The sequence below is a fragment of the Pedobacter hiemivivus genome, from assembly GCF_005144565.1.
Classification (GTDB): Bacteria; Bacteroidota; Bacteroidia; order Sphingobacteriales; family Sphingobacteriaceae; genus Pedobacter; species Pedobacter hiemivivus.
Map to the genome: position 1 here is coordinate 1 of NZ_SWDX01000014.1, position 24,919 is coordinate 24,919.

General features: G+C 39.6%; 21 protein-coding genes and 2 tRNA genes. 9 read left to right on the forward strand and 14 right to left on the reverse strand.

Annotation, left to right across the window (positions count from 1 at the left end):
• Nucleotides 1–381: 381 nt before the first annotated feature.
• Entirely contained in the window at nt 382–1,245 is an 864-nt protein-coding gene (locus FBD94_RS23755) for an AraC family transcriptional regulator (RefSeq protein WP_136882064.1), read from the reverse strand.
• A 239-nt stretch (nt 1,246–1,484) separates the two neighbouring features.
• Here FBD94_RS23755 and FBD94_RS23760 point away from each other — a divergent pair, with 239 nt between their 5' ends.
• From FBD94_RS23760 to FBD94_RS23790, 7 genes are read left to right on the forward strand one after another with little or no spacing between them, the layout of a single operon-like run.
• Nucleotides 1,485–4,658, forward strand: coding sequence for a SusC/RagA family TonB-linked outer membrane protein (locus tag FBD94_RS23760; RefSeq protein ID WP_136882065.1), 3,174 nt, complete (start codon nt 1,485–1,487; stop codon nt 4,656–4,658).
• Nucleotides 4,659–4,676: 18 nt separating this feature from the next.
• Nucleotides 4,677–6,326: a RagB/SusD family nutrient uptake outer membrane protein gene (locus FBD94_RS23765; protein WP_136882066.1), complete on the forward strand. Its 1,650-nt coding sequence runs from the start codon at nt 4,677–4,679 to the stop codon at nt 6,324–6,326.
• A 33-nt stretch (nt 6,327–6,359) separates the two neighbouring features.
• Complete coding sequence (locus FBD94_RS23770; RefSeq protein ID WP_136882067.1) at nt 6,360–7,385, forward strand: IPT/TIG domain-containing protein; 1,026 nt, start codon at nt 6,360–6,362, stop codon at nt 7,383–7,385.
• 9 nt (nt 7,386–7,394) lie between these two features.
• Complete coding sequence (locus FBD94_RS23775; RefSeq protein ID WP_136882068.1) at nt 7,395–8,534, forward strand: glycoside hydrolase family 26 protein; 1,140 nt, start codon at nt 7,395–7,397, stop codon at nt 8,532–8,534.
• 1 nt (nt 8,535) lies between these two features.
• A complete protein-coding gene (locus FBD94_RS23780) occupies nt 8,536–10,362 on the forward strand; it encodes a sodium:solute symporter family protein (RefSeq protein WP_136882069.1) in 1,827 nt (608 codons plus the stop codon).
• A 9-nt stretch (nt 10,363–10,371) separates the two neighbouring features.
• The gene (locus tag FBD94_RS23785) at nt 10,372–11,544 is read left to right on the forward strand and encodes a glycoside hydrolase family 130 protein (RefSeq protein ID WP_136882070.1); all 1,173 of its coding nucleotides are present in this window, start codon (nt 10,372–10,374) and stop codon (nt 11,542–11,544) included.
• Nucleotides 11,541–12,731 carry an AGE family epimerase/isomerase gene (locus FBD94_RS23790; RefSeq protein WP_136882071.1) on the forward strand — a complete coding sequence of 397 codons (1,191 nt, stop codon included), beginning with the start codon at nt 11,541–11,543 and terminating at the stop codon, nt 12,729–12,731. The genes FBD94_RS23785 and FBD94_RS23790 overlap by 4 nt, the downstream gene beginning before the upstream one ends.
• Nucleotides 12,732–13,578: 847 nt before the next feature.
• Here the strand turns inward: FBD94_RS23790 and FBD94_RS23800 are convergent.
• The 8 genes from FBD94_RS23800 to FBD94_RS23835 form a co-directional block, all read right to left on the reverse strand.
• A complete protein-coding gene (locus FBD94_RS23800; protein WP_235884638.1) occupies nt 13,579–14,358 on the reverse strand; it encodes a methyltransferase domain-containing protein in 780 nt (259 codons plus the stop codon).
• Nucleotides 14,322–15,062, reverse strand: coding sequence for a DUF2071 domain-containing protein (locus FBD94_RS23805; protein WP_136882073.1), 741 nt, complete (start codon nt 15,060–15,062; stop codon nt 14,322–14,324). Before FBD94_RS23805 ends, FBD94_RS23800 begins: the two co-directional genes overlap by 37 nt.
• A 1-nt stretch (nt 15,063) precedes the next feature.
• A complete protein-coding gene (locus tag FBD94_RS23810) occupies nt 15,064–15,534 on the reverse strand; it encodes a DoxX-like family protein (RefSeq protein WP_235884640.1) in 471 nt (156 codons plus the stop codon).
• Entirely contained in the window at nt 15,507–16,214 is a 708-nt protein-coding gene (locus FBD94_RS23815; RefSeq protein WP_169472396.1) for a phytanoyl-CoA dioxygenase family protein, read from the reverse strand. The genes FBD94_RS23810 and FBD94_RS23815 overlap by 28 nt, the downstream gene beginning before the upstream one ends.
• A 121-nt stretch (nt 16,215–16,335) precedes the next feature.
• Nucleotides 16,336–16,409 (reverse strand) — tRNA-Asp (locus tag FBD94_RS23820).
• A 74-nt stretch (nt 16,410–16,483) separates the two neighbouring features.
• Nucleotides 16,484–16,557: transfer RNA gene (locus FBD94_RS23825), tRNA-Asp, on the reverse strand.
• A 93-nt stretch (nt 16,558–16,650) separates the two neighbouring features.
• On the reverse strand, nt 16,651–17,724 hold the full coding sequence (gene prfA, locus FBD94_RS23830; protein WP_136882075.1) for a peptide chain release factor 1: 1,074 nt from the start codon (nt 17,722–17,724) through the stop codon (nt 16,651–16,653).
• A 161-nt stretch (nt 17,725–17,885) separates the two neighbouring features.
• Entirely contained in the window at nt 17,886–18,632 is a 747-nt protein-coding gene (locus FBD94_RS23835; RefSeq protein WP_136882076.1) for a UDP-2,3-diacylglucosamine diphosphatase, read from the reverse strand.
• A 128-nt stretch (nt 18,633–18,760) separates the two neighbouring features.
• Here FBD94_RS23835 and FBD94_RS23840 point away from each other — a divergent pair, with 128 nt between their 5' ends.
• Together FBD94_RS23840 and FBD94_RS23845 are read left to right on the forward strand one after the other, a co-directional pair.
• On the forward strand, nt 18,761–19,771 hold the full coding sequence (locus FBD94_RS23840; protein WP_131612821.1) for an NAD(P)/FAD-dependent oxidoreductase: 1,011 nt from the start codon (nt 18,761–18,763) through the stop codon (nt 19,769–19,771).
• A 2-nt stretch (nt 19,772–19,773) separates the two neighbouring features.
• Nucleotides 19,774–20,103 carry a 2Fe-2S iron-sulfur cluster-binding protein gene (locus tag FBD94_RS23845; protein WP_090785774.1) on the forward strand — a complete coding sequence of 110 codons (330 nt, stop codon included), beginning with the start codon at nt 19,774–19,776 and terminating at the stop codon, nt 20,101–20,103.
• A 7-nt stretch (nt 20,104–20,110) separates the two neighbouring features.
• Here FBD94_RS23845 and FBD94_RS23850 read toward each other — a convergent pair whose 3' ends face one another.
• From FBD94_RS23850 to FBD94_RS23870, 5 genes are all read right to left on the reverse strand, one after another.
• Nucleotides 20,111–21,820 (reverse strand): S41 family peptidase, encoded by a 1,710-nt coding sequence (locus tag FBD94_RS23850; protein WP_235884641.1) that lies wholly within the window; start codon nt 21,818–21,820, stop codon nt 20,111–20,113.
• A 75-nt stretch (nt 21,821–21,895) separates the two neighbouring features.
• Nucleotides 21,896–22,111 (reverse strand): hypothetical protein, encoded by a 216-nt coding sequence (locus tag FBD94_RS23855; RefSeq protein WP_131612823.1) that lies wholly within the window; start codon nt 22,109–22,111, stop codon nt 21,896–21,898.
• Between the two features lie 36 nt (nt 22,112–22,147).
• Nucleotides 22,148–22,831: an N-acetylmuramoyl-L-alanine amidase gene (locus FBD94_RS23860; protein ID WP_136882077.1), complete on the reverse strand. Its 684-nt coding sequence runs from the start codon at nt 22,829–22,831 to the stop codon at nt 22,148–22,150.
• Between the two features lie 111 nt (nt 22,832–22,942).
• Nucleotides 22,943–23,386, reverse strand: a complete 444-nt coding sequence (locus tag FBD94_RS23865; protein WP_136882078.1) for a hypothetical protein — start codon at nt 23,384–23,386, stop codon at nt 22,943–22,945.
• Nucleotides 23,387–23,401: 15 nt separating this feature from the next.
• Nucleotides 23,402–24,910: a SusD/RagB family nutrient-binding outer membrane lipoprotein gene (locus FBD94_RS23870; protein ID WP_136882079.1), complete on the reverse strand. Its 1,509-nt coding sequence runs from the start codon at nt 24,908–24,910 to the stop codon at nt 23,402–23,404.
• Nucleotides 24,911–24,919: the final 9 nt, after the last annotated feature.

Genomic DNA, 24,919 nt, shown 5'->3' on the forward strand with positions numbered 1-24,919 from the left:
ATCCCCCTCCGGCAACTGCCCGGCAGATCTCCCCGGGTAAGAGCGCAAACTTTCTCTCCATATACCTGTCGAATATACAGCAGGATGTTTCGGATAGTTTAGGGCTTTGTTTTGTTGTGCAAACTCACCCACATCCAACTGCCTGATTCGCTTCCTGTTCGTCAGGCCGGAGATTTACCGCCGGCTTCCTTCAGATTCCTCCTCACGGAGGACACCCTTGCCTTAGGTTAACGCTTCCCACTATCAAGGCGCGTTCGGGACTTCCACCCTAGAGCTTGCGCCCGTGCCGGGCGCACACAAAGAAGCCAGCTATCGTATGATACTGGCTTCTTTATGTTCCTCCCGATGCCGCTTTTGATTACAAAATTCAATATGGATCACTTAAACGAAAACCCGGTTACCAGAAAGGTTATCTCTAAACTCTTTAGGTGTACAACCTTTTTTCTTTTTAAATATCCTATTAAAATTCGAAATGTTGTTGAAACCACAATTGTAAGCCACCTCAGCAACCGATTCAGTAGTATCAATCAATTTTCTAGATGCATGTCCTAACCTGATTTCGGTCAGACTATCCGTAAAACTAATCCCTGTTCTACTTTTAAAAAACCGGCTAAACGACACTTCTGTCATATTCGCAATCCTTGCCACCTCTGCCAAACTAACCTGCTTATCAAAATTGAAATTAATATACTCCATTACTTTTTCAACTCTTCTACTGTTGTAGGAAAATTCAGCATGACTAAAGGTCGAATCTGAAAGCGTACGCATATTTCTGGAAGTGGATAGATCATGTAAAATTGACATCAATTCTAAAACAGAGTCAAACCCATGTTTTTTATTCAACTTTACCAGTTTTGGGCCGATGAGTTGTGCAGTTTCTTTAGAAAATAAAATTCCACACTTCGATTTTTCAAACATCTCCCTGACCACACGCAATTGATTCCTACGCAAAAACTTCTCATCAAAAAGATCTTTATGAAATTGAATGGTTACCTCATGAATCTCCCTCCCATTCAAATTATGGGTTTCCCAAACGTGAGGGAGATTGGAGCCGATCAATACCAACTCTATATCTCCGATTTCTTCAATATGATCGCCAACTACCCTTCTTGCACCACATGCATTAGAAATAAAGTTCAACTCCATCTCCTCATGATAATGCAATGGAAAGTCGAAATTATGCTTTTTTCGCTCAAAAATAGTGAAACAATCACCGTTGGTGAGGGGAGTGATTTCTTTTAGCATACTTTTCTGCACATTAAATGAATAAATAATATCAATCAATAGGATAAAATAATATCAATAATCAAATATAGACTAAAGCACATTCATTCAGCAATAAAATAGCCATGAGCAAACCTAAATAGCCCTAATTTGAATTACAACAAAGATCAAAGTGATTAAAATATCACATATGGATAAAATAGTATTATTTTTAAAAGCATATCGAACACTAATTTTGATATAAACCAAATAGACCGCTTATGCTTAATAAACTATCAATTAATTTATTGGCAACAATTGCATGCCTGTTATCAATTACTAACGGCTTTGCCCAAGACAAAAAAGTATCTGGCAGAATAACCGATGAAAGTAACACCCCTCTTCCTGGTGTTTCTGTTAGTATAAAAAATACAAAAACAGCTACCATTACAAATGAGGATGGTTACTTCACCTTAAGCATTCCACCCACAGCACAAACTTTAACCTTTTCCTATTTAGGAATGGAAGAACAACAAGTTACGATTGGAAGCAAAACAACCTTCAACATTGTTTTAAAAACCAAGAGCAATATCCTTTCTGATGTAATTGTAATCGGTTACGGCACGGCAAAAAGAACTGATCTAACAGGGTCTGTAAGTAGAGTTGACCGGGAGGATCTGATTAAAGACGCCCCAACAAATATCCTTCAAGCTTTGCAAGGTAAAATTGCAGGAGTCAATGTAACCCAAAACGATGGTGCACCGGGTGCGGGCCTAAGTATCAGAATAAGGGGATCCAACTCATTTTTAGGTGGCACCGAGCCACTTTATGTAATTGACGGTGTTCCTTTTAACAACAGCAGTTCAGGCGCTACCCCCTTATCCATCGGTGAAGATGAAAAGCAAACCTTAAATGCAATGTCGTTCTTAAACCCAAGCGACATAGAGAGCATTGATATCTTAAAAGATGCATCTGCAACAGCAATTTACGGCTCCCGCGGTGCAAATGGTGTAGTTTTAATTACCACCAGACAAGGAAAATCTGGAAAAGAGAAGATTGAATTCAACGCAATCGTTGGACAGGCGAAAGTATCCAGAAAGCTGGATGTTTTAAACGCATCTGAATACGCGGACTATCAAAATCTAGCTTACCTAAACTCGAACAAATATACCGGAACAGCCTATACCCTACCTTATCCAGGCAGCAATCTACCAGATCCTTTAAATCCGGGAAAAACCTATTATGCCAAAGGGCCCCAAGACTATATAGGAAACAACAACAATTGGCAAGACCGAATTTTCCGTACTGGATTATCTCAAAACTACACTTTAAATGTTTCTGGCGGAAGTGCCAATGGCAGCCACAGCCTTTCTTTTAGCTACCTGAATCAGGAAGGGATCATTTCAAATTCAGATTACAACAGGTATGGCCTGGGCATAAACCTAAAAAGGAACATCAGTAAAACTTTTAAAATTGGCACAAGCACCTCTTTTGCAAATTCACGCACAAACGGTGTAAAAACCGGAACAGACAAATCCGATGCAGCAAGCGCCGGGGTTATTCGTTCTGCGATCACCTTTCCCGCCACCCAATCAGAGCCAATTGACTATGATGGTGTTGGAGATGCATTCATTACCAATCCTTACATTTATGTAAACGATGTTTTAAACCGGGTAAATGGGATAAACATTTTTACTTCAAATTACCTGGAAGCTACCTTTTTAAAAGACTTCAAATTCAGACAAAACATTGGCTTTAGCTATGCGTCCAACGCCAGAGACCAATATTATCCCAGAAGTGTTTATGAAGGTTTTGCAGTTAAGGGTTGGGGCTTAAAATCGGATAACATCTGGAGCAGTGGCGTTGCCGAAAGTATAGTTACCTATGATAAAAAAATAGAAAAACATAGTTTAAATATTGTTGGTGCAGGCACTTTTGAACGCACCAATGGCAATAGTAAAAGAGCGGAAGCCAAAACTTTTCCAAATGATGCCTTAGAAAATGAGAATATGGCTGCCGGCGAGGTTACCCTCCCAATTATTACTTCACGCTTTCAATCTACGCTAATTTCATTTTTAGGCAGGGCAAATTACAACTATGACGAGCGCTACCTATTGACACTATCTTATCGCCAGGACGGATCAAGTAAATTTGGTAAAGACAATAAATGGGCCGGTTTTCCATCCGCGGCGATTGCATGGAGATTATCAAATGAAAGCTTCATGAAAGATATTAAAGCGATTAATGACTTAAAATTGCGGTTGAGCTATGGACAAACGGGCAATCAGGGAATTGGCTCTTACGCCTCCCTTGCCAAATTGAGTGTCTATAATTATGTATTTGGCGGGGCGGTACAAACCGGTCTGGCCAACGACCTTTATTCTGGCCCCCCAAACGAGAAACTGAAATGGGAAACAACGACAATGTACGATCTAGGACTAGATTTGAGCATGTTTAACACGAGACTGAACCTTACGGTTGACCTTTACAAGAAAACAACAGATGATCTTTTGCAAAACCTAATTATCCCTTCTTCTACGGGCTTCTTAACAAAATTAGTAAACTCAGGTTCGATAGAAAACAAAGGATTAGAAATTAAACTTGCCGGTGTTATCTTGAAAAACAAAGACTTCGAATGGAACTCCAGCTTCAACGTCGCATTTATCAAAAACAAAATTTTAAGCTTGAGTCCCGATGTGACAGAACAATACGGCAGAAACATCTCTACAGGCGATGCACCATTCATCCAAACCATTGGCAAGCCAATTGGCGCTTTGTACGGTTATGTTGAAGATGGCTACTATGACAATGAGGCTGAAGTTAGAAGTGACCCTGCTTATAGCGGACAAGGAACTGCAATTATTTTAAGAACAATTGGTGAGATCAAATACAAAAACCTGGACAATGACAGGACTAACATCTCTCAAACCGATAGAACTTTTATTGGAGATGTAAATCCGGATTACACCTTCGGTTTTACGAACAACTTTAACTATAAAAGATTTGACCTCAGTGCGCTCATCAACGGCGTCCAGGGAAATGACATCATTAACATGAATACCCGGTTTAATGGAAACTTGGGCACCAACAAAAATATTACTCAGGAAATGCTCGATGGCGCCTGGGCAGAAGGGAAGGACAATACCAATGCTACCGGACCAAAAGTAATCAGACAGTTTTTTAGAAACCAGCTATTTAGCAGACGTTTTATTGAGGACGGAAGCTTTGTAAGGATTAAAAATGTAACACTTGGTTATAAACTTCCCCTAAAATCTAAAACCGTTACTAACCTGAAAGTTTCCTTGGGAGTTAACAACCTTTACACTTTCACCAATTATTCTGGCTACGATCCTGAGATTAATAGTTACGGCGATAACCCAGCACTATTTGGAGTTGATTTGGGCGGCTACCCTAACTCAAGAACATATTATCTTTCTCTACGTTGCAATTTTTAACCTTTTTAAAAATATAATATGAAAGCAATTTCAACATATTTTACAGCATTTGCTACCGGACTGATTTTACTTAGTGCCAGCTCTTGCAAAAAAGCGCTGGAAGAAACACCCTACTCTTTTTACTCACCAGAGAACTTTTACAAAAATGAAAGCGATGCAAAGACAGCAATCAATGGTGTATACGCTGAACTTTATACTTACGACTTATACCTGCAACCATTTTGGAACATGACCATCTTAGATGACGACCATGTGTCTGGAGCTGATTGGTTTTTAGGCACTACAGGCGCAGGTAACCCGCAAGCTTATTTTGGCTGGGAAAAGCCATGGGTTGGCTGCTATGCCATTATTGCCAGAGCAAATACCGTTTTAGAGAACGTAGTCAACATCAACAATATGGATGGCGACATCAAAAATAGAATTTTAGGTGAAGCTTATTTCCTAAGGGGCTGGGCTTATTTTCAACTGGTACAATTATATGGCGGGGTACCAATCCGTCTAAAATCCTTATCCGCGACAGAACCTCAGACCAATATTCCCCGGGCAACCGTCAAAGAAACCTATGATGTCGTAATCAGTGATTTCAAAAACGCTGAAACTAAGCTCTTTCCTGTAGGCCATGCAAAAGCTGGCGAAGTTGGCCGGGTAAATCAGGGTGTCGCGAAAGCATTTTTAGCCAAAACCTATTTAACAATGGCTTCTGGCGCCGCTACAGGCAATGTTACTGTGCGTGGCGGCACAGATAATGGGTATTATACTTATGTCAAAACTGTAGGGGCAGGCCATGAAGGAATAGATTCAAAAGCCTTTTACACTTTAGCTAGAGATAAAGCTGCAGAAGTAATCACCGACAACCAATATGCTCTAACCCCAAGCTGGAAAGATTTATGGAGCATTGCAGGCAGAAATAATAAAGAGCAAATGTGGGAACTACAATCCCTTGCCGGAACAGCTTTTGTCAACAATTTAAGTGCTTATTTCCCCGCCCGCTCTACTTTTGGACAGGGTGCAGTTTGGACAACAAACAATCACTATAACGATTATGAACTTGTAGATAAGCGGGTTTTAGACGGCATAACTCATAATTACACGACTTTACAAGGGACTAACATCTTTTATCCATTTGCACAGGCCTCACTATACAAAGTAGTAGGTGGCATAACATACAACAATACTAATACCACAACTGCAGAAAGAGCCTATACCATTAAATTTAGTTCAGTTGCCGACCCTTCGGTAGCCAATAGTGACGCATTCTTTCCCCTATTACGTTATTCCGAAGTTTTACTCATGTATGCAGAGGCGGAGAATGAAGTTAATGGCGCAACAACACTTGCTTACAATGCTTTAAATACCGTTAGATTCCGTTCCTACCCTACAACAGGAACACCTGCCGTTCCTGTACCTGCCGCATATGCACCTGCAAACATGAATCCAGAGCAATTCCGCAGTTATGTCCTGGCAGAAAGAGCACGTGAATTTAACCTGGAAGGAATCAGACGCTTTGATTTGATGCGTTGGGGTATTTACCTGCAGGTAATGAATAAAATATCAACCGGACAAAACAATATTACAAAGGTACGGGCGAACAGAAATTTATTACTTCCCTTGCCCTTAAGCGAACTAAACGCAAACAAATCGATCCCTGGAAATAATCCAGGTTGGTAAACATATTTAATCAAAAATTTAAATCATTTAATTATGAAAAAAACGCCATCAATAAGCACCTATGCAATGATTGCGATAATGCTTTTTCTTTTTAATGCTTGTAAAAAAGACGATGCAGTAAACACCGCTCCACCAACATTAACTGAAGTCACCAACTTAGTGGATAGAAATACACCGTTAACAATTGTAGATTATGGAGAATGGATCTCGATTAGGGGAACAAATCTAAGCACCACATACAAAGTCGATTTTAATGGGACTTTAGCTGCAGATTCCCTGATTTATGGAGACGACAACACCATTACCGTAAAAATTCCAGCACAGCTAACAGATCTCCTCAATAATCCGATAACAGTCACTACCAAATATGGCTCAGCCACTTTAAACTTCCAAATTAAGCAACCAGCACCCAAAATATCGAGCTTTGACCCTCCAGCAGGTCTACCAAATGATCTAATAACCATTAAAGGCGACTATTTTACAGGAGTAACAGCCGTTAAATTCGAAACAACTTCGGTGCCTATTGTGTCCAGTACGCAAACAGAAATAAAAGTAAAAATACCAGTAGGTTTTGCTTCGGGCTATATTTTTGTTACCACACCAATGGGAACCATAAAATCTACAAATGTATTTGGTTTAAAAGCTACCATATTTGATGATGCAATGGCACCCGGCTGGTCAAACACCTCTTACAGCAACACTTACGACATGACCCAGACCACCATCATCCGACGGGGAACGAAAGCCATTGTAAATAAATTTACCGTCGGTTTTGGTGCCATCAGATTTACAAAATCCGCACCGGCTTTTAGTACCACAGGCTATAGTGGTGTTAAAATTTCTATTTATGGAGGCGCTGGAACAGCAGGCAAAAAAGTGAGGATTTCATTCACCCCAGCAGCTAGCACTTTCGATTTGATTTTAACTGAAGGCAGCTGGACAGATTACCAGATTCCATTTACAAATCTGGGAAACCCGGCTAGTATGACGGCTATTACTTTCCAGGAATTCAGCGGACTCCTCTCTCAGATCTATGTAGACGATGTAGGCTTCTATTAACTTTTATATATGAAATTGAACAAGATTCTTTTAACTATCATTTTATTCAGCCGATGCTTAATCGCCAGCGACCTGGTAAACGCACAATCGTTAAGTGATAAAGCAGCCAGTAAAGAAACTGTTGCCCTATATAAAAACCTTCACAAATTAAGCATGCAACACACCATATTTGGTCACCAGGATGACTTAGCTTATGGTGTAACTTGGAAATATATAGAAGGCAAAAGTGACATTAAAGATGTGGTTAACGATTACCCAGGTATCTATGGATGGGATTTAGGTCGCATTGAGCATGATTCGTTTAAAAATATTGACGGTGTTCCATTTGACAAAATCCGCAAGTATATTCAAGACGGATATAAAAAAGGAGCTGCCATCACCTTAAGCTGGCATTTTGATAATCCCTTAACTGGAGGATCATCCTGGGATACAACCAAAAATTCTGTTGCTGCAATTTTGCCCGGAGGCGCAAAACATCAACTTTATATTTCCTGGCTTGACAAGGCCGCGAAATTTATTTCCAGCCTAAAAGGAGACCAACAGGAAGCCATTCCGATTCTTTTCCGCCCATTTCATGAAGTATCTGGAAATTGGTTTTGGTGGGGAAGAAACTGCAGCAGCCCCGCAGAAATAAAGAAAGCCTGGCAATTTACGGTCGACTACCTGAATAACACCAAGAAATTACATAACCTCATTTTTGTTTATAACACCAATGGCTTTGCGAACGAACAGGAGTTTTTGAAATACTACCCTGGTGATGATGTTGTTGATGTAGTCAGTTTTGACCTCTATCAATTCGAAAACCAGGGAAAAGAAGCATTTATAAATGCAGTACGAAATGACCTGGACATACTCAGCAAAATTGCGAGACAAAGAAACAAGTTAGCCGCATTTGCCGAAACAGGATATGAGGCGGTCCCAGATGCAACCTGGTGGACCGAAACCCTATGGCCTGCCATAAAAGACTACCCACTCTCCTATGTTTTGGTTTGGCGCAATGCAGGATATAGGCCCTCAACGAAGAAAATGCACTATTACGCGCCATTCGAGGGGCAGATTTCGGCACCTGATTTTAAAAAATTCTATCAGTACAAAAGAATCCTATTTGAAAAGTCAATAGGGGCAAAAAATATATACGAGCTCAACTAACATGAAATTACAACTGATAGATATTTTAATTCTCCTAACCTATTTAGTCACCATGGTGCTCATTGGCTTTTACATGAGAAACAAGGCGAAACAGGATAAAGAAAGCTACTTAATGGGTGGCAAAAAATTACCCTGGTACATGCTTGGCCTCAGTGATGCCAGTGATATGTTTGATATCAGTGGTACCATGTGGATGGTTGCCCTTTGTTTTGTATATGGTTTCAAAAGCATCTGGATCCCCTGGTTATGGCCTGTTTTTAATCAGGTATTTATGATGATGTTTTTATCCAAATGGCTCAGAAGGTCTAATGCCACAACCGGTGCAGAATGGTTAAAAACAAGGTTTGGCTTAACAGGGAAAGGCGTTACCGGCTCACACATCATTGTGATTGCATTTGCACTAATTAGTTGCTTAGGCTTTTTGGCCTACGGATTTGTTGGTTTGGGTAAGTTCGTTCAGGTTTTCATTCCCTGGGATGTCGTAAAAGATTATGTCCCTTTTTCCATCGCAGATAAGTATGTCCCTCACTTCTATGGCATCGTTTTTACCCTGTTTGCCATGTTTTATTCTATTATTGGCGGCCTGCATAGCATTGTACTGGGAGATGCAATTAAATACCTGATCATGACTATTGCTTGTATTGCCATAGGCGTTATTGCCGTACAACACCTGCATGGACAAAAATTAAATGTGCCTGATGGTTGGAATGATCCTTTCTTTAGCTGGGAGTTAAACCTGGATTGGAGTAAAATCGCCGCTGATGCCAATAAAAAAATTGCCGACGACGGATTTAGCCTGTTCGGCATTTTCTTTATGATGATGCTGATGAAAGGCATATTCGCCTCCCTTGCCGGTCCAGCACCAAACTACGATATGCAAAAAGTGCTCAGCACACGCAACCCAAAAGAGGCCAGTAAAATGACTGGCTTTGTAAGCATCATATTATTGCCCATCCGTTACTCGATGATCACCGGCCTAACTGTTCTAGCCCTGCTTTATTACAATCAACTTTACCTAAAAGGCCCCGATGGCGTGACAGATTTTGAAAGAATTTTACCGGCAACCATTAACAATTTCTTACCCGTAGGCGTTTTGGGATTGGTACTTACAGGCCTGCTTGGTGCATTTATGGGAACATTTAGCGGAACACTAAATGCCGCACAAGCCTACATTGTAAACGATATCTATTTGAAATACGTGAACCCTGGCGCCCCGACCAAAAAGATCATTTCGATGAACTACATTGTAGGCATTCTAGTTGTTGCAGTAGGCGTCTTTTTCGGTTTTTTAGCCCACAACGTCAATGACATCCTACAATGGATAGTTGGAGGCTTATATGGGGGCTATGTAGCTGCAAATTGCTTAAAATGGTATTGGTGGCGTTTCAATGCCAATGGCTTTTTCTGGGGGATGACGGTTGGTGTTGGCGCGGCATTGCTGATGCCCTACATCACAACTGGTTTGCCACTATACTGGTGGCCTTTGCTTTTTGTCTTGTCATTCATGGGCTGTTTAATCGGCACTTACACTGCCCCTGCTACTGATACCGAAGTACTAAAGTCTTTTTATAAAAATGTTAAGCCATGGGGATTTTGGGCCCCCATCTATACAATGGTAAAGGAAGAAGATCCCTCCTTCCAAGCCAACAAGAACTTTAAACTGGATATGTTTAACGTCGTACTAGGTATTACCGCCCAGCTGTGCTTAACCATTTTCCCAATGTATTTAATTACGGGGATGTATACCCCTCTATGGATTACAGTAAGCATTTTAACTGTAATCATCCTTATTTTAAAAAGAACCTGGTGGAATAGACTAGAAGATTAAGAAAGACCTATGAAAATGAATTTCGAAGAGCATATTGAGCGACTAGCTAAAAACCAGAATGAACTAATTAAGACCCCTAATCAGAAGGTTGAGGGCGGGAACGGGCTATTCAATAGGTATAAAAATCCAGTTTTAACTGCCGCTCATGTCCCATTTAACTGGAAATACGACCTCGATCCCTCAACCAACCCCTATTTAATGGAAAGGTTTGGCATCAATGCAGTATTAAATGCTGGGGCCATCAAATGGAAAAATAAATATATTTTAATGGCCCGGGTGGAAGGAAATGACAGAAAATCATTCTTCGCAATTGCCGAAAGCGCCAACGGAATTGATCAGTTTAAGTTTTGGGACTACCCGGTCATCATGCCCGAAACCAATGAGCCGGATACGAATGTTTACGACATCAGGTTAGTTCAACATGAAGATGGTTGGATTTATGGGTTATTCTGCACAGAAAGAAGAGACCCCTCCGCACCCGAAGGAAATCAATCGGCAGCGATAGCGCAATGCGGAATTGCAAGAACAAAAAACTTAATCGATTGGGAAAGATTGCCCGATTTAAAAACTAAATCTCCCCAGCAGCGAAATGTAGTACTACATCCCGAATTTGTTAACGAAAAATACGCCTTCTATACACGACCACAAGATAGTTTTATTGAGGCGGGCAAGGGTGGCGGTATCGGCTTTGGCCTATCCTCATCAATAGAAAATGCAATTATCGAGGAAGAAACTGTAATTGATAAAAAAGTATATCATACGGTCTATGAAGCGAAAAATGGACAAGGCCCTGCCCCTATTAAAACAGCCCAAGGCTGGCTACATCTTGCGCACGGGGTTAGAAATACCGCAGCCGGATTAAGATATGTATTATATATGTTTATGACCGATCTGAACGACCTAACCAAAGTTACACATAAGCCAGGAGGGTATTTTTTGGCTCCAGAGGCTGAGGAAAGAGTTGGCGATGTATCAAATGTAGTTTTTAGCAATGGCTGGATCGTAGATGACAATGGAACTGTTTTTATCTATTATGCCTCTTCCGACACCAGACTGCATGTGGCAACAAGTACCATTCAACAGTTACTGGATTATGTAACCCATAACCCTGAGGATGGGCTAAGGTCTGCCAGCTCTGTTAAAACCATCATAAATATCATAGACCGAAATAAGAAAGTATGAATTCAACAGTTTTATCGACTTATAAATCGGAGGTAACCAACGAACTATCTGCCATTCTGAAATGGTGGATGACCTATACCGTTGATCATGAAAACGGAGGATTCTATGGAAAAGTAGATGATGATAATTTAGCAGCACCTACTGCTCCAAAAGGACTCGTATTAAACTCTAGGATTCTTTACACCTTCTCCTCGGCCTACTTGTTAAATCGGAAAGAAGAGTACTTGGCTATCGCCAATAGGGCATTTGATTATTTGACCGCCTATTTTTTAGATGAAGAAAACGGAGGATTTTACTGGTCGGTAGATTTTAACGGCCACAGGTTAGACGACAAAAAACAGGTCTACGGACAAGCATTTATAATCTACGCGCTTGCTGAGTACATTAAGATTACCCCAAATGAAAGAGCTTTAGTTTTAGCTAAAAATACTTTTGAACTACTAGAACAACATAGCTTTGATCCGATCAATACCGGTTATGTTGAAGCCTTAACCAAAGACTGGAAGGCAATTGAAGACTTCCGGCTGAGTGACAAAGATCAGAACGAAAAGAAATCGATGAACACACATCTACATGTGATTGAGGCCTACGCCAATTTATATTCGGTTTGGAAAAATGAAAAACTAAAACTCGCCATCAAGAGCTTGCTTTCCAACTTTAAATACCATATTATAGATAAAGAGCATTACCACCTACAATTGTTTTTCACAGAAACCTGGGATGTTAAATCTACATTGGTTTCTTTTGGTCATGACATCGAAGCCTCCTGGCTATTACAGGAGGCTGCAACCCTCATCGCAGATGAAATGGAGATAAAAGCTTTTAAGCACATTGCGCTGCAGCTTAGTAATGCAGCTTTAAAGGGCTTAGATAAAAGCGATGGCCTCTTGCATGAATTTGATTACAAAACAGCTCAGTGGTCAAAAGAAATGCACTGGTGGCCACAAGCAGAAGCTATGGTTGGCTTTTTGAATGCCTGGCAAATAAATGGTGATCAAAAATTCTTACTCCAATCTTTCAAAAGCTGGTCTTTTATAAAAAACTACCTTAAAAGCAAAAATGGAGAATGGCATTGGGGTATCTATAGCGATTACACCTTAATGCAGGGCGAAGACAAGGCTGGGTTTTGGAAATGTCCCTACCATAATGGCAGAGCCTGTATAGAAATTATTAAAAGATTAAAGTAGATTTCTGAAGGCCCACCGCTATAAATGACAATTCAAATAGGACAATCCAGCCTAATATTCCCATTTATGTTTACAAGCTAAACACAGACCCCTATTTTTCTTATTAAGTCTAAAAGCTTCAATGATTGCTAAGAAAAAGCAAAAGAAACTAAAAAACACCCATATAGCTCTAAAATCAAAATAGGATAATAACACAAATGGAATAAAAAGAACAGCACAAACTTTTATCTTAATTAACCGTTTAATTTTGGTTTCGCTAAATATTTTTGAACAATGACAATTTGGACATTCTACTTTCATAGGCGCAATTTAGTTTAAGATTAAAGTTAGTAAAATTCAGTTGCCAAACCGACCAAGAGCACTTCGCTGTTCCAATTATTGGCATTGAGTTAATATGTTGGAGTACATAGCCTATGATGACCTTACACATTTAACCCCCTGACTAACTTTAAGTATAATTAATCATTTTCAAATCCAGTATGACGCGAAAAAAAATATGCTTAGGTATGCCCAAAAAAATGAAAACACAATATGTATTGCGGTTTCCATAAACTTACCTTTCCAAAGCACCGAAGAATATCCAAAAAACTGCATAAACAATCTGATTGACCAAAAAATACCAAATCCTAACACAACCTTCTTTCCAAGTCCTGTCGAGAGTAATTCATCAGACGAGGTTAAACATAAAACTCCAATTAGAAACACAACTAAAGCAATGAAAAATGTATGAACATACATCATCTGGCGATTAACCAAGCTCAAAGAAACCAATTCCTTAGACCAATTGAAATACCGTGGAAAAATCACATGGACAAAAGACAATATAACCAATAAGACGCCAATAATTTTAAAATGTACTTCCATTCTTTTCAAGTATAAAGGTCGAAATAAACGGTGTAATTTTTATCTCATTTTGAATTTTAAGTTCTGCTGCCTGAAAGACTTCACACCAAATGGGCTTAGAATAGAAATGAAAGAAACCAATACTATATGCCAAAAAATTAGCTGTATCTCTCAAATGCTCAACAATAAAGATTTGCCCTGTAGGCTTCAACAAACGTTTTAGCTCCTTAAAAAATTTTATCCGCTCATCTTTATCTCTGATTTCATGTGCTGACAGAATTACAAATATTTTATCTGCAGAATTTTTTTCCAATTGCAAATTAACTGATTCCACGCTTTGAGTACCCGGAAATACTGGATATGCTTTTCTAGCTCTTTTTATGGAGACTTCAGTATGTCTGGAGGGATCATAAAAATCAAGTACAATTAATTCTGCAGCCATAAACTTTTTTCTTAGGATAGCACTTGTCTCATCAAATCCTGCACTTATATTAATGATTTTGCCTTCGGTTCCCTGCATATCAAGCCAGTTAAAGTCATATAGTGCAGATAAATCATATACATAGTATGAAACAGATAGTGAAATTATATTCACCCAAAGAATTGCAATATATACCATCCATAAATAGCCATATAAAGATTCATATGTAATGGATAAAACAAAAAATAGCAATAGAAACCCTATGGATAGCACATAAAAATGCCAGTTAAAGCGGAGAATATTTAAAACTCCCTGAAATGGCTTCCTCATTTTTCCCATTGCTCTATTTTTCCCTTTTTCCAATGGTACGGAATATCTGTAATAACAAATGCATTAGCCAGGACATGGCCTTTTAAATCCAATGTTTGAAGAAATGAAATGTTATTTTCGACTACTTTTACTGGCCTGGGTGTCCAGTTCTCTCTCAGGCCTTCAATAACCAACACCTCCTTGTTAATTTCATTATAAGTAAATGTGAAAGGCAAGGGCCCTGCAAACCTTCTTGCTTCCTTCCAATCGGTAAATGGCGAATCTTGAGGCAAGGGGATTTCTCCCTCAGCTTCATCAATTTTTATAGTAAAATCTGAATGCAAAGATTTTATCAGCATACCACTCCCTTGCTTAACTAGCGTAATATCGGTTGTAGAATAGTTGTAATGAGTAAAAATATTACCCATAAATTCCATTCTTCTTTTGTCTGTCTCGGATTTAAGAATAAATAAACCCCTTAATCTTTTCCCGGATGCATTAGTATATTTAACAAATACACGATAACCGATTAAGAAGAAGTCGTTACCCAAAAACTTAGGAAAACCTTTTGGTCTCAATGCTTTTGTTTTAACTAAAGCCACTGCCACGAATGCCCATTTTTCATCAAATGTATCCAACTCTAAACATTCCGGAATAAGATTTTTAAGTTGATCTTTTGGAACTGCGTACGTTAATACAACTGAGTATTCAAAGAAAGCCTCAACGGCAAAAGGATGGTTTTTGAGAGGTGAATTCATATCAGATGGGCAAAACTGTACTTTTTTTCAAATAAAATTCATTGAAATATATGGTCAGGATAAACATAAAGGCAAATATTGAATTCATTTTACCCCAATACAACAGATCAGGGACAAGAATAAATTCAAGAACATTCATCATTGCGACCGTTATAATCTGGGTAATAGCATTCAAACGTGGGCTAATCCTAGATAAAATCCAAATCGCCATTCCCATTTCTGAAAGCCCAATTAAAACGGCTAATGGTCTGGAATAATTATCACCTAAAATTCTTGCTATAATTTGCTCGTGCCGTGGAACAAAGTTAAACACTTTACAAAAAAGCCCATTTACAATCCAAACCAGGGCAATACAGATGGTTAAAATCTTATGGATATTTTTGTCCTTCATTATTTGATTGATTATCTTAAGTGGCGTTATTAGAATTGATGTTTTTTGGGGCATTACTGCAAATCTACTCGTTCTATCCATTTTAATTCCTCATGCAGTTCCTGATTACAAAACTCAATGTGGATCACTCTCCGCTTATTATTATTGGTCGTACGGCTAGAGCTATGCAACAATAACGGCTTCATGATCATTACACCTCCTTTAGGAACGTCGCAAATATATTCGGTCTCATTTGACCAGTCAATGTCTTCAGCTCTATAGACACCTTTTAAATGAGAGCCAGGAACAACCTTTAATGCCCCATTATTTTCATCCGTATCATCAAGATGAATACGAACGGTATATATCTGCTTTAAAATATCCAACGGTGGCTGAACCGAAAATTGATCTTGATTTACTGTCCACTTACTGTAATCGTCAAGTTCTACCTTCGTGTCCACCGATATTGTCAAATCCTGATGATAGGAAACGAACCAGTTAGATTGTTCCGGCTTATCGAAATAAATAGATTTTACAACAAAGTAATCTGAACCAAAAAGATTATGAATGAGAAGCTTAAATTCATCATTAAGAATTAGCTTACCTATTTCAGGTACTTCCTTTAAAAATTGCCTGATTGCAAATAGATCAGCGGATTTTCTGAATGTTTTTCTGGAAGTATCAGCTTGATTAATTAGCTCGAGAATTTTTTCAATCTCACCATCTGAAAACACATTATTAATCGTCACAAAGCCCGCGTCTTTAATTTGAGTCTTATACATATTTAACATCTGCCAGGGTAACGAATATACAGATAGAATCCAAATATTCGGGAGAGCGTTCGAAATAAAAAAACCTGCAAATCTTATGATATGCAGGTTTTTAATATTTTGTCTAATCTTGCGGACCGGACGGGACTCGAACCCGCGACCTCCGCCGTGACAGGGCGGCATTCTAACCAGCTGAACTACCGGTCCGTTTTCCTTTTCAGGAGGGCTTAGAATATAGCTTCTAAAGGCTTCAATAAAAAACACTCTGTTGAGTATTTTTGCGGACCGGACGGGACTCGAACCCGCGACCTCCGCCGTGACAGGGCGGCATTCTAACCAGCTGAACTACCGGTCCGTTTTCCCTTTGCTTTCTTTCGTCCGTTTCGGGATTGCAAATATAGAGCGTTTATTTATATTTACAAACTATTTTTTAAATAACTGTAACTACCTATATCACAGAACCTTCTTTTAGCTTTTCTGCATTTTCTGCAAACTGCAGTGCATCAATCAGCTCCTGAACACCACCATCCATGATGTTATTTAGGTTATAAAGTGTCAATCCGATACGGTGATCTGTTACCCTACCTTGCGGATAATTGTAAGTTCTGATCTTTGCAGAGCGGTCACCAGTCGAAACCATAGTCTTACGTCTTGCAGCAATATCACCGTTTTTCTTCTGCAATTCGATGTCGTATAATTTACTACGCAACATCTCCATTGCAATCACCCTGTTACCAAGCTGTGAGCGCTCCTGCTGACAAACAACTACAAGCCCCGAAGGTCTGTGCGTCAGCTGTACTTTAGTCTCTACCTTATTTACATTCTGTCCACCAGCACCACCCGAACGGGAAGTTTGCAAATCAATATCTGCAGGATTGATGTAAAGATCGATCTCCTCAGCTTCTGGCAAAACTGCTACCGATGCAGCTGAAGTATGTACACGACCTTGAGTTTCCGTATCTGGCACACGTTGTACACGGTGTACTCCTGATTCATATTTCAATTGTCCGTAAACATCTTCCCCACTAACCTTTAAAATCACCTCTTTGTAACCACCAGCAGTTCCTTCTGTTACATCAACAGTTTCAACTTTCCAGCCTTTTTGCTCAAAGAAACGGCTATACATCCTGTATAAATCACCTGCAAATAGCGCCGCTTCATCACCACCAGTACCACCTCTAATCTCAAATACAGCATTTTTAGCATCCTCAGGATCTACAGGAATCAACATCAGGCGGACTTTTTCTTCCAATTCTTCTTGCTGAACCAATAAATGATCAAGTTCCTCTTTTGCCATTTCACGCATTTCTGCATCTTTCTCGGTACTTAAAATCTCCTTATTAGCGTCAATATTGCTCATTACATTTTTGTAGATTTTATATTCATCCACAATCTTGCCTAAGTCCTTATACTCTTTATTTAAAGCCGCAAAACGCTTCATATCCTGCATCGTGTCAGGATTACTCAACTGCTCCTCAACATCTTCCCAACGCAGTTTAATTGCTTCTAATTTTTCTAACATATCTTTTTTCAGAAACTTTATAATGTTATTACTTGATAAAGGTCTAATCAACAGACCTGATTTCCCCAAGCAACAGTTTTTTATTCGGGCAGCAAAAATACGGCTTTTTTACTTAACCGTACTAAAAATTTGCACATGTCCAATTGTAAACACGAACAGTGCTATACTTTTTCGAAGTACTTAAGGCTTAAATCATTGCCATCAAATACCGCATAGGAATTGAAATTAATCCACTCCCCAAGATTTACATACTTACTTTTATCATTTAGGTTAATGTCTAAGGGGAGATGCCTATGTCCAAAAACAAAGTAATCAAAGTGCACCTTTAACAACATTTCTTTAGCATATACAGCCAGCCATTCATGCTCAACATCACTAAAAACCTCTTCTTTGCTATTGGCAAGCCTGCTACTTCCCGACCACCAATTTGCTATTCCCAAACCAATTCGCGGTGGGACCAAGCCAAATAACCACTGGCAAACCGGATTTCTAAATATCTTTCTTAAGAACTTATATTTCCTGTCCCCCGGTCCCAAACCGTCACCATGATGTAAAAAGAAGCGCTTACCCTCCCTTTCAATGATCAATTCGTCGCTTACGATCTCTATTCCCATTTCCTCGCTGAAATAGGTATTAACCCACATATCATGGTTACCTTTAAAAAAATACACCTTGATACCAGCATCGGTCATCTCGGCCAATTTACCTTGTAACCGCACAAATCCTTTAGGTACAACGGTGCTATATTCAAACCAAAAATCGAATATGTCGCCCATTAAAAACAATTCGCTACATGTTGGCGTTATGGAACTTAACCACCTTAAAATGCGATCTTCCCGCTTCCTGCTCTCCGCATGATTAGGAGCGCCCAGGTGGAAGTCAGAAGCAAAATATATGTTCTTTTTCATTAATGTAAACAAAGATAAATAAAATATCCGCTCAGCCGCCTTTCACATATTCTACCGATTATCTAGATTATTTACAAATAACATCGTTATTAAAACAAAAGTTCGTAAATTCGCACAAAATTTAAACTATGATTTCTACTGATATAGCCATCATTGGCGCCGGACCTGTAGGTTTATTCGCGATTTTTGAAGCAGGTTTACTAAAAATGCGTTGTCATTTAATAGACTATCTACCACAAGTTGGTGGACAGCTTTCCGAAATATATCCTAAAAAACCTATATATGACATTCCCGGCTATCCAACTGTATTGGCTCAGGAATTAGTCGACAACCTGATGGAACAGGGCAAACCTTTCCACCCAGGCTTTACCCTTGGTGAGCGTATCGAAGGCTTAGAAAAACGTGGTGAAGGCGACTTTGTACTGACAACCAACATGGGTACCATCATAGAATCTAAAGTTGTTGTTATTGCTGGCGGATTAGGCTGTTTCGAGCCTCGTAAACCGGCTGTAGCGGGATTAGAACAATTCGAAAACGGTAGAGGTGTAAATTACATGATCCTGGATCCTGAAAAATATCGTGGACAAAAAATGGTGATTGCGGGTGGCGGTGACTCAGCATTAGATTGGACCATCTTTTTAGCGGACATCGTTGACGAGTTAACTCTAGTTCACCGTAGCGAAAGCTTCCGTGGTGCTCCAGATTCGGTAAACAAAGTAATGGAATTGGCAGAAAGTGGAAAAATCAACCTGGTATTAAATAGCAACCTAAATTCTGTAAGCGGAAACGGAAAACTAGAAACTGTTGAATTGATCCATAATAAGAGCCTAGAAACTACAAGCATCAATGCAGATCACTTGATCCCATTATTTGGTTTAAGTCCTAAATTAGGACCAATAGAGCAGTGGAACCTAAACATCAGCAAAAGTGCTATTGAAGTAAACACAGACGACTATTCTACCAATATCCCAGGAATTTATGCAATTGGCGACATCAATACTTACACCAACAAGCTTAAACTTATTCTATGTGGATTCCACGAAGCTGCTTTAATGAGTCATAGCGCATACCAATACATGAACCCTGGAGTTAAATACACCATGAAATACACCACTGTAAACGGCGTATCAGAATTTTAAGCATGGAAGAAAATAACATTACCCTACACGTACAAAACCCGGATGGTAGCAGAACTACCCTGGAAGCCCCTGTAGATATGGGCTTAAGTTTAATGGAATACCTAAAAGCTTGCGAATACGATATCCTGGCTACCTGTGGTGGGATGGCACTTTGTGCGACCTGCTGTGTGGATGTTTTGGAAGGCGAAGATAAATTAAACGAAATGACAGATGACGAGTATGCAATGCTCGACACCTTACCTGATGTATTACCAAATTCAAGATTAGCCTGCCAACTGCAATTAAACCCTGCAATGGACGGCTTGGTGGTTAAATTACACCACGCAGAATAAAAAATATTTATTGATTATTATCTTCTACAGCGGCAGCGATTGTTTTTACAGGGCTGCCGATTGTTTTATACTCCCCTTCGCCTTTTAATATGGCCAGCATCTTACCGTTGTCATTTAAAAGGCTTTTTGCTGCATTAAGCTCTTTATCATACTGAAATCCCTGTGTTACTTTCCCTTTATCGTAATAATAACGGCTAACGATTTGCGTTTCCAGTACTCTTTTTATTTCGGCCTTATAAATCGTAAGCTCCGTTTTCTTAGCCCCTAGCATCTTGCTTTTCAAATCATCAAGATCAGTCTTTACCGCAGTAAGCTTGTTCTCCTTCTCGGCCTCCGTTCTCAAATCAGCAAGCAGTCTTTCTGTACGCGATACATAAGAGTAATCCTTACCGGCCAGTGAATTTACAAACGCGGTATAATCATTATCCGTCAACTGAAAAGAAGCCGCAGGAGCGATCACCTTATTGTTCTTTTTAAAATTATTGGCGTAATCGAAAAACAGATATTTATTGACTAGCGAAATGGTGATCGGATTAAACTTAGGCGTATTGACCAACACATCTGGATAAATCCCATTCCCATCATACACATTACGACCTGCCTTGGTATTGAACTTCCTCATCAGCGAATCCGCAAACTTCAACGTTTTCCCGTTCGCATCTTTGTGCGCATAATCAAGCGCCTGTATGCACCTACCCGATGGCGTGAAATACTTGGCCACCGTAACCTTTACAAGGCTATTATAAGGCAAATTAAAGGTCTGTTGTACTAACCCCTTGCCGTAGCTCCGCTGACCAACAATAATCGCTCTATCGAGATCCTGTAGCGCTCCAGCAACAATTTCTGATGCGGAGGCTGATGATCCACCAATCAGTACAACTAAAGGAATTTGAGGAAATAATGGTTGACTTAGTGTTTTATAGCTAATCGTCTTTTGAGGATTTCTTCCTTTTTGGGTAACGATCAAGATATCTTTATCTACAAAGATATTCACGATTTTAACGGCTTCCTGTAATATTCCGCCGCCATTGTAGCGTAAATCAAGAATCATCCCCTTAGGTTGCTGTTTACCTAAAGTAGTTGCAGCATCTTTTACCTCCTGTGCAGAGTTTTCAAGAAATTTATCTAAACGGATATAAGCAATGTTATCGGCTGTCATGCCAGAATAAGACACATTCGGCTGTTTAATTTCATCACGGACCAATGTCTTGGTCAACAAGGCTCCCTCCCTAATGATCAATAGTTCTACAGGGGAACCTTTAGGCCCACGCAGCAACTGGCTCACTTGGGCACGCTCTTTCCCCCTCACCTCATTGCCATTGATTTTCACAAGTTGGTCTCCCGGTTTTATCCCCTGCTTATCCGCAGGATAACCTTCGTTCACCTCATTTACAAATAGCTTGCCTTCAATAAAAATGGTGCTTGCCCCTATGCCTCCGTATTGTGTACTTACATATTTCAGCTTATAATCTTCAACTTCCGACTCGGGTACATATTCCGTATAAGGATCCAGATTATCCAGCATGGCATCAATGCTGGTTCGCATTAAGCTAGAAGGATTGGTTTCCTCAACATAGTTGATATTGATCTCTTTATAAAGCGATGCAAAAATATCCAGGTTCTTAGATACCTGAAAAAGGTCTTCTTTGAAAGACCAGGTTAAGGAAGCAAAAGAAATAAGGATAGCGGCCGCAGCAATTTTATATATTTTCATCATATAAAGAATGGATTGATCAATCCGTTGATGGTAAATTTACAAAAAAGCCTTGTATTTCAATAGCCCCTAATGGAATTAAAGTCTGTTACCTTCTGGATCGGCTAGTGCTTTCTGAATGGTAAACTCAACATAAGTCCTGTCTCTTTTTACCAACTCCATCAATTGACTTACCAGTTGATCTTCCTGTCCAGGAACAAAGGAAATATCAACCTGAGCCAGGTCACGGTATTTTCTTAGAAATTTAATTTTAACCTTTTTCCAGGTTTCAGGAGTCAATGTAAAATTCGCCATACTGCAAAAATATAAATAATTGTAATACAATAACCCTTATTTATAAACGGGAGCACCTTTTATATTCAAATCTTTGATCCGTTCCCTGATCCTTTTCATAAAGTCAACTCCAGGATCTGTTTTTTCAGTATTGTAAGTAGGGTCAGACTCCTTCCACAAATGAGTCCCCTTAAATCGCGTATACTCATAGTGACCGATAACATACTGGATTGGATACTTACGTTTCAGGTACCTAATCAGCTCTTCATTGGCAATAAGCTGAGCAGCAGTCAAAGGATTTTTATCGCTCCCAATATTCTCCACGCCAATCGCGCAATAATTAAGGCCAATCACGTGCCGTGCAAAAACGGTATCCGGCAACAACCTAAAGACAGTTCCATCTCTATCAATCACAAATTGCGAAGACACATTGAGCGAACTTACTTTAGCGATCTCTTTACGAGCGCCAGGCAATCTTGATTTGTTAAACACATCAAATGTTTGCTCTACCGTAGGAATGACAGTCCAATGTAGCACGATCATAATCGGCTTAATGGTCGGCTGTTCTTGCTTCAAGCCATGTCGCTTCTCCAGGTACTCCAATGAAAGCCGTTTCCTTTCTGCATCAAATATAATTGGCTTGTCAAAGATTCTAAAAGTGAACTGGGCCCTTAATTTAAGGGTTACAGTGCTACATAGTAAAATCAAAAACATCAGCTTTATGACATCCTTCTTTATCATCTTCTATTTTAAAACAACTAATCACTCTCCGAAATATCCAGAGAGAGGCATTGTAAAATAAAAAAAGATCCTGGCTCCCCAAGATCTTTTCAAAAATAAACTTAATGCGACCTACCTAATTCTATAAGTCAAGACCCGATCCTTTGTCAACCCATTTTTATTAACCACACGACCACGAATCGCGATGGTAGTTCCGCTAGCCGGAGCTGAGGGGACTATATAGTTATAAATCAAAGTGTCGCAGTTTTTAATCTTTGAGAATGCTGGTACAGCGGGTCCCTTAAAAAGGGCCACAGAGTCCGCCGTCCCGATTTTCTCCCAAAACTGAATTTCGTTGATTGGCTCTCTTACAAAATAATCAAATTCTATCTTTACGGCAGTTCCCTTTACATAGCCCGCCGAAGGAACAGCTGGTGTAAAAAAATTTGTATTTTGGACAATAACGGGATAATGCTCATCAGATAGCTTCTCATAAATCGGCTCCTCTGTACGATCACAAGCACTCAATACGCCTAATATGGCAAATGACAAATATAATATAGTTAGCTTTTTCATATCTGAATACATTAATTATGGTTGATTCCACCATAATGGTTTAAGAAAATAATCCTGCGCATTTCCACCTTGCTTGTCCACCTCCAAAGGATTTAGTTGAATCTCAGTTAAAGGATATAAAGTCCTTCGAGGATATAGCCCTTTTGCATTCGGATTTGCATTAACAGGATAATAAAACCCAGTATATATTGCTGGGTCATAATCTAGTTTACGCATATCAGCCCAAGCCTCAGGATTCATAAACAAAGCAATATATTTTTGCTCCATGATATTTTTTAATGTCAAAGCCCCCTGCGTTTGTGCCACAGCAGCCGAAGCCATATACAATGCCCGCGCCCCTCCTGATGGGATTTTAAGTTTATCCATATGCGCGTTAATTCCTGCAATATAAGCGGTATATGCGCGAGGCAACAATCCCGCTCTGAATGCAGCTTCAGCCTCAACAAAGCGCATTTCAGCATTTGTTAACACCTGCAAAACACCCGCATTGGTTGTACTACTAAAGATCTCGGCAGCATACCAACTTGCATAAAAATCAGACACTACCCCTGCAGGTAATGCTTGAGCATTATTCGCCGCCGGTTGAGTGCCTGTGCTTCCTACAGCAGCCATAACCGCCAATCGGGGATCATCAGGCAAGGATTCATCTCCTAACAGGTTTTTTCCATTCAACATTTCGATAAAGTAACGCCCGTACGTTAGCAATGACATATTATTACGTGTAGCCCCCCAAACATTCGTCGAATTCAAAACCGTACTTGTCACCGTTTGATATTGCAACTGTGCATCTTCATCATTAGAAATAAGCCCCTTATCAATATAAGACAATACAGTGTTCGCGTCATAATTAGCTTTCTTAATTAAATGATTCGCCTGTCTTGCTTTTAGTGAATAAGCTAATTTAATCCACAACGCGGGAACACCTTTATACAAGATATCACCACTAATACTAGGAACAGTAGTATAAAACGGTCTGAAATTACTGCTTGCCGGTTTTTGCATCTCTACGATCCCTTCATCCAGAAGCTTGTTCACTGTAGCATAAATCTGCTCCTGAGGGTCGTATTTTGGCGCTATGGTTAAGGCCGGTTGAAATGCTTCCGTATAAGGAATATCCCCTATTAAATCTGTAGCATGAGCTAAAATTAAAGCAAACATGATCTTTCCTGCTCCTACGTAATAAGGCGAACCCTCCTTCTCAGCAATCGAGATCATAGGGGGAATATTCGTCCCCACGATCTGGTACGTGTCCTGAAATGGCCTTACATTAGGAGCGATAAAATACTGATCAACCCCACTATTTGCCGCCCCTCTTCTTCCAATATTCTGAGTAAGGATTCCTGTGAACTGATAAGCCTCGAAGCCCTGCATTGCCAATCCGTTTGCAATAATACTTGGCAGCAAAAAATTCGGTGTTGTAGAAGTCGGGTTATTCGGATCCGTATTCACGTCCAGAAACTTCTTACAAGATGTTATTGCGGTTAGCGAAACCACTCCAACTATAAATATTATAAACTTTTTCATAATCGATTA